Annotated in this window: 11 protein-coding genes; 4 read left to right on the top strand and 7 right to left on the bottom strand. The window is 71.6% G+C overall.

Annotation, left to right across the window (positions count from 1 at the left end):
* The first annotated feature begins 30 nt into the window (after positions 1–30).
* Genes ACFY10_RS42985 through atzF form a run of 4 tightly spaced genes read left to right on the top strand, consistent with a single transcriptional unit; the run spans position 31 to position 6630 of the window.
* Positions 31–855, top strand: coding sequence for an urea amidolyase associated protein UAAP1 (locus ACFY10_RS42985; RefSeq protein ID WP_390670784.1), 825 nt, complete (start codon positions 31–33; stop codon positions 853–855).
* The gene (locus ACFY10_RS42980) at positions 852–1451 is read left to right on the top strand and encodes an urea amidolyase associated protein UAAP2 (RefSeq protein ID WP_390670783.1); all 600 of its coding nucleotides are present in this window, start codon (positions 852–854) and stop codon (positions 1449–1451) included. The genes ACFY10_RS42985 and ACFY10_RS42980 overlap by 4 nt, the downstream gene beginning before the upstream one ends.
* Positions 1448–4960 (top strand): 5-oxoprolinase/urea amidolyase family protein, encoded by a 3513-nt coding sequence (locus ACFY10_RS42975; RefSeq protein ID WP_390670782.1) that lies wholly within the window; start codon positions 1448–1450, stop codon positions 4958–4960. The genes ACFY10_RS42980 and ACFY10_RS42975 overlap by 4 nt, the downstream gene beginning before the upstream one ends.
* The gene (atzF, locus tag ACFY10_RS42970) at positions 4957–6630 is read left to right on the top strand and encodes an allophanate hydrolase (protein ID WP_390670931.1); all 1674 of its coding nucleotides are present in this window, start codon (positions 4957–4959) and stop codon (positions 6628–6630) included. Before ACFY10_RS42975 ends, atzF begins: the two co-directional genes overlap by 4 nt.
* 275 nt (positions 6631–6905) lie before the next feature.
* On the opposite strand, the gene ACFY10_RS42965 is transcribed toward atzF, so the two are convergent.
* The 7 genes from ACFY10_RS42965 to ACFY10_RS42935 form a co-directional block, all read right to left on the bottom strand.
* Entirely contained in the window at positions 6906–9767 is a 2862-nt protein-coding gene (locus tag ACFY10_RS42965) for a DEAD/DEAH box helicase (RefSeq protein ID WP_390670781.1), read from the bottom strand.
* A 92-nt stretch (positions 9768–9859) separates the two neighbouring features.
* Entirely contained in the window at positions 9860–10741 is an 882-nt protein-coding gene (gene tatC / locus ACFY10_RS42960) for a twin-arginine translocase subunit TatC (protein ID WP_390670930.1), read from the bottom strand.
* Between the two features lie 92 nt (positions 10742–10833).
* Complete coding sequence (tatA, locus tag ACFY10_RS42955) at positions 10834–11121, bottom strand: Sec-independent protein translocase subunit TatA (protein ID WP_390670780.1); 288 nt, start codon at positions 11119–11121, stop codon at positions 10834–10836.
* 262 nt (positions 11122–11383) lie between these two features.
* Positions 11384–11578, bottom strand: a complete 195-nt coding sequence (locus ACFY10_RS42950; protein ID WP_099927625.1) for a hypothetical protein — start codon at positions 11576–11578, stop codon at positions 11384–11386.
* 151 nt (positions 11579–11729) lie between these two features.
* On the bottom strand, positions 11730–12023 hold the full coding sequence (locus ACFY10_RS42945) for a hypothetical protein (RefSeq protein ID WP_390670779.1): 294 nt from the start codon (positions 12021–12023) through the stop codon (positions 11730–11732).
* Between the two features lie 82 nt (positions 12024–12105).
* Positions 12106–13131 carry a helix-turn-helix transcriptional regulator gene (locus ACFY10_RS42940; protein WP_390670778.1) on the bottom strand — a complete coding sequence of 342 codons (1026 nt, stop codon included), beginning with the start codon at positions 13129–13131 and terminating at the stop codon, positions 12106–12108.
* Between the two features lie 14 nt (positions 13132–13145).
* Positions 13146–14099: a helix-turn-helix transcriptional regulator gene (locus tag ACFY10_RS42935; protein ID WP_390670777.1), complete on the bottom strand. Its 954-nt coding sequence runs from the start codon at positions 14097–14099 to the stop codon at positions 13146–13148.
* Between the last annotated feature and the right edge of the window lie 64 nt (positions 14100–14163).

Genomic DNA, 14163 nt, shown 5'->3' with positions numbered 1-14163 from the left:
AGACCCCACACCGGAGCCGGAGGTCCCGCGATGGCGACAGCGACCACACACGGAGCCCGCGACCACGCACGCGCACAGGAGGGCACACACGCCGAGGCCATGCCCGTCGTGCCGTCGGCCGCCTGGCCGAACCCGCCCTGCGAGGCGGGCCACCTGGTCTGGGCCGAGACGGTGGCGGGCGGCAACTACACCCACCGGGTGCTGGCCCGCGGCACGGAGCTGCGCCTGACCGACCTGCAGGGCGATGCCTGCGCGCACCTGCTGCTGTACGTGGCCGACCGGCCCTGGGAGCGGCTGAACGTGGCCGACACCGTGAAGGTCCAGTGGAACGCCTACCTCGCCGAGGGCCGGCTGCTCCTGTCCGACCAGGGCCGCGTCCTCGCGAGTGTCGTCGCCGACACCTCCGGTCGGCACGACGCGCTGTGCGGTACCTCCACCCTCGTACGCAACTCGCAGCGGTACGGCGACGGCGCCCCGCAGTCCGCCTCCCCCGCGGGCCGCGAGCTGTTCAAGCTGGCGGCCGCGAAGAACGGCCTTCAGCCGCGCGACCTGCCGCCGTCGCTGTCTTTCTTCCAGGGCGTCGAGGTGCGCGAGGACGGCGGCCTGGACTTCACCGGCTCCACCGGCCCCGGCGGCAGCGTCACGCTCCGCGCCGAACAGGACCTCACCGTACTGATCGCGAATGTGCCGCACCCGGCCGACCCGCGCCCCGACTACGTCAGCACCCCGCTGGAGGTCCTCGCCTGGCGCGCCGCGCCGACCTCACCGGGCGACCCGCTGTGGGAGGCCACGCCCGAGGGCCGCCGCGCCTTCCTGAACACCGCCGAATTCCTTGCCGCGAGGGGGCTCACATGACCAAGACCGTCGTTCCGGCACGCGCCGCCTGGTCGTCCGTCGTCCGCACGGGCGAGACGCTGACCATCACCGACCTGCACGGCAACCAGGCCGTCGACTTCCTCGTCTACGACGCCCACGACACTTCGGTCCGCTACAGCGCCCCCGACACCATCCACGCCCAGGGCAACATCTTCCTGACCACGGGCAGCGTACTGATGTCCAACGAGCACACCCCGCTGATGACGGTCGTCGACGACAAGGTGGGCCGCCACGACACGGTCGGCGGCGCCTGCTCCAAGGAGTCGAACACCCTCCGCTACGGCCACCACACCTGGTCCCAGCACGCGTGCGTGGACAACTTCCTGGCGGAGGGCGCCAGGCACGGCCTGGGCAAGCGCGACCTCGTCTCCAACATCAACTGGTACATGAACGTGCCCGTCGAGAAGGACGGCACCCTCGGCATCGTCGACGGCCTCTCGGCGCCGGGCCTGAAGCTGACCCTGCGCGCCGAGCGCGACGTGCTCGTGCTCGTCTCCAACTGCCCTCAGATCAACAACCCTTGCAACGGCTTCGAGCCGACGGCGGTGGAGATGACCATCGAGGTTGCCGGATGAGCTTCGACACGCTGCTGGTCGCCAACCGGGGCGAGATCGCGGTCCGGATCATCCGCACCGCCCGCGAACTCGGCCTGCGCACGGTCGCCGTGTACTCCGACCCGGACCGCTCCGCGCCCCACGTCCGGCTCGCCGACGAGGCGGTGCGGCTCGGCCCGGCGCCCGCGAAGGAGTCGTATCTCGACGCCGACCTTGTGCTGAAGGCGGCCAAGGACACCGGCGCGGGCGCGATCCACCCGGGCTACGGCTTCCTGTCCGAGGACGCGGCCTTCGCGCGCCGCTGCGAGGACGCCGGGATCGTGTTCGTCGGCCCGACGCCCGGGCAGCTGGAGCTGTTCGGCGCCAAGCACACGGCGCGGGCGGCGGCCGAGGCGGCGGGGGTGCCGCTGGCACCGGGGACGGGGTTGCTGGCCTCGGTGGACGAGGCCCTCGCGCAGGCCGCCGTGATCGGCTACCCGGTCATGCTCAAGGCGACCGGCGGTGGCGGCGGTATCGGTATGTCGGCATGTCGCTGCGCCGATGAACTGACCGACGCCTGGGAGCGGGTGCAGCGCGTCGCCTCCGCGTCCTTCTCCTCCGCCGGTGTCTTCCTGGAGCGGCTCGTCGAGCATGCCCGCCATGTCGAGGTGCAGGTCTTCGGCGACGGCGAGGGCAGGGTCGTCACCTTCGGCGACCGCGACTGCTCCCTCCAGCGCCGCAACCAGAAGGTCCTGGAGGAGGCCCCGGCGCCGGGACTCCCGGACCGCGTGCGCGAGCAACTCGCCGCGAGCGCCCGCGACTTGTGCGCCTCCGTCGCCTACCGCTCCGCCGGAACCGTCGAGTTCGTCTACGACGCAGCCCGCGAGGAGGCGTACTTCCTCGAGGTCAACACCCGTCTCCAGGTGGAGCATCCGGTCACGGAGGAGATCTACGGCGTCGACCTCGTCGCCTGGATGCTGCGCCTGGCCCGCGGCGAGTCCGACGTCGTACGCGATCCGGGCGCACCCCGCGGCCACGCGGTCGAGGCCCGCCTCTACGCCGAGGACCCCTCGCGTGAACACCGGCCCAGCGCGGGCCTGTTGACGCGGGTCGAGTTCCCGCCGGGCGTCCGCGTCGACGGCTGGGTGGAGACCGGCACCGAGGTGACGACGTCGTACGACCCTATGCTCGCCAAGGTCATCGCGTACGGCCCCGACCGCGCCCACGCGCTCCAAAGGCTCGAGGAGGCGCTGGCCCGCACCCGCGTCGACGGCATCGAGACCAACCTGGGCCTGGTGCGCGCGGCGCTCGCCGACCCGGACTTGCGGGCCGCCGGTCACTCCACGGCGACACTGGCCTCCGTGACCGACCCGACGCCGCGTGTCGAGGTCCTCTCCGGCGGCACCCTCACCACCGTGCAGGACTGGCCGGGCCGCACCGGCTACTGGCAGGTCGGCGTGCCGCCGTGCGGCCCCATGGACGACCTGTCCTTCCGGCTCGGCAACCGGGCGCTCGGCAACCAGGAGGGCGCTCCCGGCCTCGAATGCACCCTGCAGGGACCGGAGTTGAGGTTCACGCACCCCACGACCGTGTGCGTGACGGGGGCTCCGGCCGAGGTCACCGTCGACGGCACGCCGGTCGCGCAGTGGGAGCCGGTGACGGTGCCCGCGGGTGCCGTACTGGAGATCGGCGCACCGGCACGGCACGGCCTGCGCACCTATGTGCTCTTCGCCGGCGGCCTGGACGTTCCGGCCTTCCTGGGCAGCGCGAGCACCTTCACGCTGGGCCGGTTCGGCGGGCACGGCGGCCGCGCGCTGCGCACCGGCGACGTGCTGCACGGCGGTGCGGTCGCCGACGGGGCCCCGGTGCCTGTCGAGGACCGCCCGTCCTTCACCGCCGTATGGCACGTCGCCGCGGTCGAAGGCCCGCACGCCGCACCGGAGTTCTTCACCGAGGAGGACATCCGCGACTTCTACGCCGCCGACTGGAAGGTCCACTTCAACTCGGCCCGCACGGGCGTACGGCTGGTCGGCCCCAAGCCCCGCTGGGCGCGCACGGACGGCGGCGAGGCGGGCCTGCACCCCTCCAACATCCACGACACCCCGTACTCCGTCGGCGCCGTCGACTACACCGGCGACATGCCGGTACTGCTCGGCCCGGACGGCCCCTCGCTCGGCGGATTCGTCTGCCCGGCGACGGTCCTGAGCGGCGAACGGTGGAAGCTGGGCCAGCTGCGCCCGGGCGACACGGTGCGCTTCGCACCGGTCGGCGTCGACGGCTCGCCCCGCGCGGACATCGTGGACGGCGGCGTACTGGCCCGGGACGGCGACATCACCTACCGCCGCAGCGGCGACGACAACCTGCTGGTCGAATTCGGGCCCATGCAGCTCGACCTGGCGCTGCGCATGCGCGTCCACGCACTGATGGAGGCGGTGACCGAGGAGGGCCCCGACGGCATCACGGACCTCACTCCGGGCATCCGCTCCCTGCAGATCCGGGCCGACCCGAGGCGCCTGCCGCAACCTCAACTGCTCGCCGCCGTACGGGAGATCACGGCGACCCTCCCGCCCACGGACGAACTCGTCGTCCCCTCCCGCACCGTCCACCTCCCCCTCTCCTGGGACGACCCGGCGACCCGCGAGGCGATCGCCCGCTACATGGCGGGCGTCCGCGACGACGCCCCCTGGTGCCCGTGGAACATCGAGTTCATCCGCCGGGTCAACGGCCTGGAGTCGGTGAACGACGTGTACGACACGGTCTTCGACGCGGAGTACCTCGTACTCGGCCTGGGCGACGTGTACCTGGGCGCCCCGGTGGCCACTCCCCTCGACCCCCGCCACCGCCTGGTGACCACGAAGTACAACCCGGCGCGCACCTGGACCGCCGAGAACTCGGTCGGCATCGGCGGGGCGTACCTGTGCATCTACGGGATGGAGGGCCCGGGCGGCTACCAGTTCGTGGGCCGTACGACGCAGGTGTGGTCGGGGTGGCAGCAGCGCGGCGCGTTCGAGCCGGGCTCGCCCTGGCTGCTGCGCTTCTTCGACCGCATCAAGTGGTACCCGGTGGACGCGGACGAACTCCTCGACCTGCGCGCCGACATCACCTCCGGCCGCTTCCTGCCGCGCATCGAGGAAGGCACCTTCTCGCTCGCCGAGTACCAGGCCTTCCTGGACGAGAACGCCGAGTCGATCGGTGGGTTCAGGGCTCGGCAGCAGACAGCGTTCGCCGCGGAGCGGGACGCGTGGGAGGCCGCGGGCGAGTTCGCCCGGGCCGAGGCGGCGTCCGCACCGGCGGCTCCCGCGGCCGAGGTGACCGTCCCGGCGGGCGGCCGCCTGGTCGAGGCCGAATTCGCCGCGTCCGTCTGGCAGTTGAACGTCGAGCCGGGCGACGAGGTGACCACGGGGCAGCCTCTGCTCGCCCTGGAGGCGATGAAGATGGAGTCCAGGGTGCACGCGCCGATGGACGGCGTGGTGGCGGAGATCCTGGCCAGGCCGGGCGACCAGGTTGAGGCGGGGACGGCACTTCTCGTCCTGGCCCCCGCAGCGCGCTGAACCACACCGAGGAGCAAGAGATGTCCACTCTGACCCGTGTCCGTGCCGCCTACGCCCGCATCGAGGCGGTGGACCGTCCCGAGATCTGGATCGACCTGCGCCCGCAGACGGAGGTCGAGGCGGAGGCCCGGGCGATCGACGCCCGCGTGGCAGCAGGTGAGCAACTCCCCCTTGCCGGGCGCCTGTTCGCCGCGAAGGGCAATGTCGACGTGGCGAGCCTGCCCACCACCGCGGGCTGCCCGGCCTACGCCTACGAGCCCGAGACGGACGCACCGGTCGTCGCCCGCCTGCGCGCGGCCGGCGCGATCGTGCTGGGCACGACGAACCTGGACCAGTTCGCGACGGGCCTGGTGGGCACGCGTTCGCCCCATGGCGCCGTGCGCAACGCCCATGACCCTTCCCGCATCAGCGGCGGCTCCAGCTCCGGCTCGGCCGTCGCCGTGGCCCTGGGCATCGTCGACCTCGCCCTGGGCACGGACACCGCGGGCTCGGGCCGGGTCCCGGCCGCTTTCAACGGCATCGTCGGCCTCAAGCCGACCCGAGGCCTGGTCCCGACAACAGGCGTGGTCCCGGCCTGCGCCTCCATCGACTGCGTGACGGTGTTCGCCCGCACGCTCCCGGAGGCCGAGCAGGCGCTGTCCTTCATGGCCTCCCCGCCGGACCGCGAACTCCCGCCGCTCCCCCAGCGCGCCCCCGGCCCGTGGCGCATCGCGATCCCGCCGCGGGAACAACTCGGCGAACTGGACGAGGGCTGGGCTCAGGCGTACGAGGCGGCGGTACGGCAGCTCGAAGCAGCCGGGGCCGACATCCGCACCCTCGACCTGGCCCCCTTCACCGAGGCCGCCGCGATGCTCTACGAGGGCGCGTTCGTCGCCGAGCGCTACACAGCAGTAGGCACCTTTGTCGACAAGGCGATCGCGGACGGCGCCCAGGGCCTGGACCCCACCGTCGCCGGCATCATCACCCGCGCCCGCGACATCCCGGCCCACCAGCTCTACGCCGACACCGACCGCCTGTCCGCCCTGCGTGCCCGCGCCCTCGCGGAACTGGCCGACGCGGACGCCCTGCTGCTCCCCACCACCCCCGGCCACCCGACGCTCGCCGAGGTGGCCGCCGACCCGCTGGGCGCCAACGCCCGCCTGGGCCGCTTCACCAACTCCACCAACCTCTTCGACCTGGCGGCGGTCGCCGTCCCGGCCGGCGAGGTCAACGCCCTCCCCTTCGGCGTGATGCTGATCGGCCCGGCGTTCACGGACGAACGACTGGCCCGGATCGCCGCACTGCTCGAGCCGGACACACAGGTGGCTGTGGTGGGCGCGCACCTGACGGGCCAGCCCCTCAACCCCCAACTCCTGGCCCTGGGCGCCCGGCTGGACCGCGCAACCACGACCGCCCCCGCCTACCGACTGCACGCCCTGCGGACGACGCCGCCCAAGCCGGGCCTCGTCCACGTCGGCGAGGGCGGCGCGGCCATCGAAACGGAGGTCTGGACCCTCCCCGCACAGGGCCTGGGCCGCCTGCTTGCAGCACTCCCCCGCCCAATGACCCTGGGCAGCGTGGAACTGACGGACGGCACCCACGTCCCCGGCTTCCTGTGCGAACCGTCCGCCCTGACGAACGCCGAGGACATCACGTCGTACGGCGGCTGGCGGGCGTATCTCAGCCGCTAGGCGTTCGGACCCGCAAGCCGCGTACGGCGGGAAGGGGACGTGTCGGGGGGTGTCCGCCCGCAGCGGCGGGCGTCCACCCCCGAGCACAGCCCCACCGGACAGCACCGCCCGACCGAGGACGGACACCCCCCGGCGCGGCCCCGCCCCACAACACACCCGCAGGCGCTACCCGCACCCCACCAAAGCCGCAGCTGCGCCGCAGGCATCAGGGACGCGGGGCTGCATCAATACGCGACTCCATCGCCTGATCCGCACGCGCGCCCGCCCGACGACAATCACCCCACCGACGAGTAGGCCACCACACCCCGCAGCAGCAGATCGACCGCCTTGCGCGCGTTCTTCGCGACCGTCGAACTCTGCCCGCCGGACACGGGTGCCGCAGCCGAGATCTGCCCGAGCACGTCGATGACCTGCTTGCACCACCGCACGAAGTCCCCGGCCGGCATCTCGGCCTCCCGCAGCACCTCGTCGAGCCCCTTGCCGTCGGCCCACATGTATGCGGCCCAGGCGAACCCGAGGTCCGGTTCCCGCTGTCCCACGCCCTCGGTCTGGGTGATCCGGAAGTCCTCCTCCAGGGCGTCCAGCCGCCCCCAGATCCGCACCATCTCGCCGAGCGCGGCCTTCGCCTTGCCGGAGGGCAGCTTCGGCGCCATGGCGTCGTCACCCACCCGTGCCTCGTACACCAACGCCGAGACGCAGGCGGCCAGTTCGGCAGGGCCGAGCCCGTCCCAGACACCGGCCCGCAGGCACTCACTGGCCAGCAGGTCGAGCTCGCCGTACAGCCGCGCCAGCCGCTTGCCGTGCTCGGTGACCTCGTCACCCCGCAGGTAGTCCAGCTCGGTCAGCAGCGCCACGATCCGGTCAAACGTCCGCGCGATCGTGTTCGTCCGGCCCTCGATACGACGCTCCAGCTGCGATGTGTCCCGCAGCAGCCGGTGATACCGCTCCGCCCAACGCGCGTGGTCCTCACGCTCGTTGCACCCATGACAGGAGTGCGCACGAATAGCGGTCCGCAGGCGCGCGATCTCACGGTCGTCGGCCGCCTGGGAACGCTTCTTCCGGGCTCGCTCCGGCGGAATGTGCCCGGCCTTGGTACGCAACGCGGACGCGAGGTCCCGACGCGACTGCGGCGACCGCGGGTTGAAGGACTTCGGAATCCGCATCCGCTCCAGCGCCTCGACCGGCACCGGGAAGTCCATCGACGCCAGCCGCTTGACCTGCCGCTCCGCGGTCAGGACCAGCGGACGCGGCCCGTCGTGGTGCTCGAAGCCCCGGTGGCCGTTGGAACGCCCGGCCGGCAGCCCGGGATCCAGCACCAGCGCCAGACCGGCGTACTTGCCTGTCGGCACATGGATGACGTCACCCGGCTTGAGCCTCTCCAGCGCGACGGCGGCCTCGGCACGCCGCTCGGCCGCACCCTGCCGGGCCAGCTCGGTCTCCCGGTCCTTGAGCTCGCGGCGCAGCCGCGCGTACTCCTCGAAGTCGCCCAAGTGGCAGGTCATGGAGGCCTTGTAGCCCTCGAGCCCCTCCTCGTTGCGCTGCACCTGCCGGGAGATCCCGACGACCGACTTGTCGGCCTGGAACTGCGCGAAGGAGGTCTCGAGGAGCTCGCGCGAGCGGTGCCGCCCGAACTGCTCGACCAGGTTGACCGCCATGTTGTACGACGGCTTGAAGCTGGAGCGCAGCGGATACGTACGCGTACCGGCCAGTCCGGCCAGATGCTCGGGGCTGATCCCGCGCTGCCACAGCACGACGGCATGACCCTCGACGTCGATACCGCGCCGCCCCGCACGCCCCGTCAACTGCGTGTACTCACCCGGGGTGATGTCCGCGTGCTGCTCGCCGTTCCACTTGACGAGCTTCTCCAGCACCACCGAACGCGCGGGCATGTTGATGCCGAGCGCCAGTGTCTCGGTCGCGAAGACAGCCTTCACCAGACCGCGGACGAACAGCTCCTCGACGACCTCCTTGAACGTCGGCAGCATGCCCGCGTGGTGGGCCGCGATACCGCGCTCCAGGCCCTCCAGCCACTCGTAGTACCCGAGGACGTGCAGGTCCTCGGTCGGGATGGCGGCGGTGCGCTCCTCGACGAGGGCACGCACCTTGCCGCGCGCCTCGTCGTCGTTGAGCCGAAGCCCGGCGTACAGACACTGCTGTACGGCGGCCTCGCAGGCGGCGCGGCTGAAGATGAAGGTGATGGCGGGCAGCAGGCCCTCGGCGTCGAGCCGCTCGATGACCTCGGGGCGCCCTGGGGTCCACACCCGCGACCGCTGTCTGCGCTCCCGCTCCCGGTCGGCCTCGCGCATCGCCCGGCCGCGTCTGCGGTCCTGGTACGACGGCCGCTGTGCCTCCATGCGGGCCAGGCGTGTGAGGTCGGGGTTGACGGCCTTCTTGTTGCCCTCGCCCTCCTCGAACAGGTCGTACATCCGCCGCCCGGCGAGCACGTGCTGGAACAGCGGCACGGGCCGGTGCTCGGAGACGATCACCTCGGTGTCGCCGCGGACCGTGTCGAGCCAGTCGCCGAACTCCTCGGCGTTGGAGACCGTCGCCGACAGCGAGACGAGGGTGACCGACTCGGGCAGGTGGATGATCACCTCTTCCCATACGGCACCGCGGAAGCGGTCGGAGAGGTAGTGCACCTCGTCCATGACCACGTAGCCGAGGCCGAGGAGGGTCTGCGAGCCCGCGTACAGCATGTTCCGCAGCACCTCGGTGGTCATCACGACCACCGGGGCGTCGGGGTTGATGCTGTTGTCGCCGGTGAGCAGCCCGACCATGCCGTCGCCGTAACGACGGCACAGGTCGGCGTACTTCTGGTTCGACAGCGCCTTGATGGGTGTCGTGTAGAAGCACTTCTTGCCCTGTGTCAGGGCGAGGTGGACGGCGAACTCGCCCACGATCGTCTTGCCGGAGCCGGTGGGCGCGGCGACCAGCACGCCCTTGCCCGCTTCGAGTGCCTGGCAGGCCTCTATCTGGAACGGGTCGAGGCCGAAGTCGTACATCTCGCGGAAGGGGGCGAGCGCGGTGGCCTGCTCGGCAGCGCGCCTGCGGGCAGCCGCGTACCGCTCAGCCGGGGAGAGGTCCTCTGTCATCGTGCTTTCGAGCGTACCGGGCCGCACTGACAACAGGACGATCATTATCCGTTCCGGGCCCCTCGCCGGGCACAGCACAAGGGCCGGACGGGTCTTCCGTCCGGCCCTCGCTCATGCCGCCCGCCTCGTGGTGGTGCTCAGGTGACGTCGTCGTAGCCGTTGACGCTCCCGTTGGCCTGCTCGGGCACGGCCGGCCTCGCCGACACGCGCTCGACTTCGCCGACGGGTTCCGGCGTCAGGTCGAGGTCCGACGCCTCGTCGTCGTCCAGCTCGGCGTCCGGATTGGCACGCTGCCGGCGCCGGTCGTTCAGCATGGCGACGCCGACGGCGATGAAGTACAGGACCACGATGGGCCCGGCCAGCGCGATCATGCCGAAGGGGTCGGTGGTGGGAGTCGCCACCGCTCCGAAGACGAAGACGCCCATGACGACGCCACGCCACCAGCTGACCATCCTGCGGCCGGTCACCATGCCCGCGAAGTTGAGCATGACCAGCACCAGGGGCAGCTCGAAGGCGCCGCCGAAGATCAGGATCATCCGGACGATGAAGTCCAGGACCTTGTCCATCGGCAGGATGTTCGCCGAGCCCTGGGGCGTGATCCCCAGGAGCACCCGCATGCTGATGGGCAGGATCGTGTAGGCGAGCCAGGCACCGCCCAGGAAGAGCGGAACGGCGGCCGACACGAACCAGTACGTGTACTTCCGCTCGTGCTTGTGCAGGCCCGGTGCCACGAACGCCCAGAGCTGGTAGAGCCAGACCGGGCTGGAGAGGACGGCGCCCGCCATGAAGCACACCTTCACCGTGGTGGTGAAGGGGGACAGCAAGTCGGTGTACGCGATGACAGCGCAGGTGCCTCCGGTGGACTCGCCCAGACCCGTCGTGCACCGCGGCACAGGGTCTATGAGGAAGTTCATCAGCTCCTGGCTGTAAAAGGCAGCCACCACGGATACGACCGTGATGGCCAGCATGCCCTTCGCGAGCCGGTTGCGGAGCTCACGAAGGTGATCCACGAGCGGCATCCGCCCCTCGGGATCCTTCTCCTTCTTGCGGGCAGACTTGAGCAACCCACGTCCTCATCTCGTGCGGCAGGCCGGAAGTCTCCGGCCCTGCGTCAGCGCTTGGTGGTGTCCGTCGGCTCGCTGACCGGGCGCGAGCTCGTCACGTCGCCGGGCGAGGCCTGGATGGTGCGCTGAGCCGGGGGCTGCTCGTCGGTGTTGGGCGGGCCGGCCGGAGTGGCCGTGCTGCTGCCCTCTTCCTTCATCGCCTTGGCCTCGCTCTTGAGGATGCGAGCGGACTTGCCGAGCGAGCGCGCCATGTCGGGAAGCTTCTTCGCGCCGAAAAGCAGAACGACGACGATGAGGATGAGAATGATCTCGGGGGCGCCGAGCCTTCCGAACATAAGTTTTACCTTCTCACCGAGGCGGCTTGGGGGTGGGATGCTGTCCGACCGGTCGGACAAGTGTCCGATCGACCGTGCTGCCAGCGATCGTAACGCTCAGGGGTAAACGTGAGGCAATCCCCGTGCGTACTCCCGGTCCGCGGTCCGGGCCTCGTTCTCCGGGCCGCGACCAGCAGCGTACCCGCCAGGGCGGTCCCGGTGACAGGTCGAAGTGACCCAAACCGCCTGAAGCGCAGGACTCACACGCCTTGCACAGCGGCGCTCAGAGGGAGTCCACAGCGCGGGCCGTACTCACGGCCGCCCGCTCGAGGTCCTCGGCGGCTCTGTTGATACGGCGCGCGGAGTCCGTGACCTGCCTGCCGAGGCGCTGCGCCTCGACGAACACACGCACAGCGAACACTCCGAGGACGGCGAGACCCAGAAAACCCACGGCTACCGCGAACATCGGCCAGAACATGACGCCGAGCCTAGACGGTCCGCGCCCCGACAACCCCCCGCAAGAGATCACGGGGCGGTAGCTGCCGGCCTCCCGCACGCTGTAATGACAGCCCCCAGGACCACGTCGGCCACCGCAAGAACAAACGGAAACAGGGCCTGCCGCAGCGCCACTAGACCGCGGAGTGCAGCCGCAAGGTCCGGACCCCGCCGCCGGTCAGCAGCTCGACAATCCGCTCTCCTGCCGGCTTGCGGACCGAGGCGCCGCAGTCGGGGCAGGTGAAGGAGTAGAAGGTGGTGCGGCTCGTGGCGCCGATCGCGAGGCGCAGGGCTGCGGCGGCGAGCTCGAAGCTGCCGCGGCAGTCCGGGCAGCCCGCCCTGAACGTCACCCGGGACACGCTTCTCATCCCGGCGAAGGCGGCCGCCACCGACATGCCCCCCGCGCCAGACACCGACGACTCGCTCAAAGCCCCTGCTCCTCTTCCCTAGGTCGTTCGCCTCCGGGGCCCCTGGGCCGGCGCCCCCTCCAGCGCACTCCCGCCTGTCGGACTACCCGTCGTGAACCGCATGCCCTCCGTGCGCCCCCTGCGCCTCGACCCCGTCGTACGCCGCCAGCGCCTCACGGGCCGCCCGGCGGGCGCTGTCGGCCAGCTCGGGCGGCGAGACGATCCGGCCGTCACGGCCGAGCCGCAGCGCCAGCCGCCGCAGGGACGTCGGGTCAGGGGTCCGCAGGGTGATACGCAGCCCGCCGTCCGGAAGCTCATCCGCACTGTCGTGCGGGTAGTACTCGGCGACCCAGCGGCCGCCGGGGCCGACCTCAACGACGACCTCGGGGTCCTCCGCGGCGGGCTGCACCAGCGCCTCCGACAGGTCCCTGAGCTCGATCTCGGGCGGCGCGGACGGCTCGTCCAGGATCCTGATCTCGGCGACCCGGTCGAGCCGGAAGGTGCGGCGCGCCTCGGAGCGGCGGCACCAGGCCTCCACGTACGTGTGCCCGACGCTGACCAGCCGGATGGGGTCGATCTCGCGCTCGGTGAGCTCGTCGCGTGCGGGCGAGTAGTAGCGGATCCACAGGCGGCGCCGCTCGGAGATCGCACGGTCGACGTCGGCGAAGACGCCGCCCTCGGACTCGAAGGTCACCGACAGCCGGGAGCTGGCGCCGGCCGCCTCGCCGGCCGCGGCCTCCAGCTTGGCGTTGGCCCTCAGCAGCGCCTGCCGGTCGCTCTCCCGCAGCCCGGGCAGCGTGGACACCGCGCGGGCGGCCACCAGCAGCGCGGTCGCCTCGTCGGCGGCCAGCCGCAGCGGCTCCGCTGTTTCTTCGCCGAGGGCAGCGGGGTTGTGCCACCAGATGCGCTCGCCGTCGGTATCGATGTCGAGCAGGTCGCCGCCACGGAAGCTGGTGCCGCACATGGGCAGCACGTCCAGGTCGGAGACCAGCTCGTCCTCGGTGATGCCGAAGGCGCGCGCGACGTCCTCGACCCGGGCTCCGGGGCGCTCCTTGAGATACGTCACCAGGGAGAGCATCCGCCGGGTCTGGTCGATGGCGTTCACGGGCCTGACCGGTTTGCCTGCCACCTGCTCGCTCCCCCTCAGCCCTTGGCCACGGCACGCAGCCGGTCCACCACGTCCGCGCGCAGCTCGGCCGGCTCCAGCACCACCACGTCCGGCCCGAACTCCACCAGCCAGGCATCCAGCCCGTGCCCGTACGGAATCTCCAACTCGTCCCAGCCGTCGCCGAGTTCCCGCACCGCGGTGGCCCTCGCCCGCAGGGGGTACCCCGACCCGGAACGCAGCCGGATCAGCGCGGAGCGGTCGGCGGTCTCCCCCGCCCAGCCCGCCACGGTCTCCCGGACGGTGACCACATCCGGCACCTCGGCGGTGAACGGCCCGCTGCGGCTGCGCACCTTGCCGGTGATCCGCGACAGCCGGAAGACCCGTTCGGCACCGCGGTCACGGTCCCAGCCGGCCAGGTACCAGTGGCCGCGCCAGCACTCCAGCGCCCACGGCTCCACATGCCGGGGCTCGGGGTGGGCTGCGGTGGCCTTGCGGTAGTCGAAGACGACCGGGCGGCGGTCCCGGCAGGCCAGCATCAGCGGCTCGAACGCGACCTCGTGCACGGGGATACGCGGCTCCAGGGCGCCGTGGACCTCGTACGGGTCGACGTCCTCCGGCAGCCCGGCCGCGCGCAGCTTCTGCAGGGCGCCGCTGGCCGCGCCCGCCAGCCGGGCCTGCTGCCACACCTTGGCGGCGAGCCCCAGCGCGGCGGCCTCCTCGGCGTCGAGGGTGATGGGCGGGAGGCGGTTGCTGTCGCGGCGGGCGAGGTAGCCCATCTCGCCGTCGAGGTTCTCAACGGTCTCGATGACCAGGCCGAGTTCGCGCAGATCGTCCTTGTCGCGCTCGAACATCCGGCTGAAGGAGTCGTCCGAGTTGGCTTCCAGATACGCCTCGATGGACTCACGCAGCTCGCGCTTGCTGAGCGGCCGCCGCGTCCCGAGCAGACACAGCGCCAGGTTCATCAGCCGCTCGGCCTTGGCAATGGCCATCGACGCCCTTCGCCTCCCTATGGTGCTTGACGACGTTGACCGTACCGCCCCCAGGTGGCGCGGC

Origin of the sequence: Streptomyces sp. NPDC001401, from assembly GCF_042895385.1 — a bacterium.
Taxonomy (GTDB): Bacteria; Actinomycetota; Actinomycetes; order Streptomycetales; family Streptomycetaceae; genus Streptomyces.
This window is presented reverse-complemented; position numbering and strand designations above follow the sequence as displayed.

Excerpts from the sequence above, each read along its gene's own strand:
- ACFY10_RS42985 (WP_390670784.1), top strand. The coding sequence starts at position 31 with ATGGCGACAGCGACCACACACGGAGCCCGCGACCACGCACGCGCACAG.
- ACFY10_RS42980 (WP_390670783.1), top strand. The coding sequence starts at position 852 with ATGACCAAGACCGTCGTTCCGGCACGCGCCGCCTGGTCGTCCGTCGTC.
- ACFY10_RS42975 (WP_390670782.1), top strand. The coding sequence starts at position 1,448 with ATGAGCTTCGACACGCTGCTGGTCGCCAACCGGGGCGAGATCGCGGTC.
- ACFY10_RS42965 (WP_390670781.1), bottom strand. The coding sequence starts at position 9,767 with ATGATCGTCCTGTTGTCAGTGCGGCCCGGTACGCTCGAAAGCACGATG.
- tatC (WP_390670930.1), bottom strand. The coding sequence starts at position 10,741 with ATGCCGCTCGTGGATCACCTTCGTGAGCTCCGCAACCGGCTCGCGAAG.
- tatA (WP_390670780.1), bottom strand. The coding sequence starts at position 11,121 with ATGTTCGGAAGGCTCGGCGCCCCCGAGATCATTCTCATCCTCATCGTC.
- ACFY10_RS42950 (WP_099927625.1), bottom strand. The coding sequence starts at position 11,578 with ATGTTCTGGCCGATGTTCGCGGTAGCCGTGGGTTTTCTGGGTCTCGCC.
- ACFY10_RS42935 (WP_390670777.1), bottom strand. The coding sequence starts at position 14,099 with ATGGCCATTGCCAAGGCCGAGCGGCTGATGAACCTGGCGCTGTGTCTG.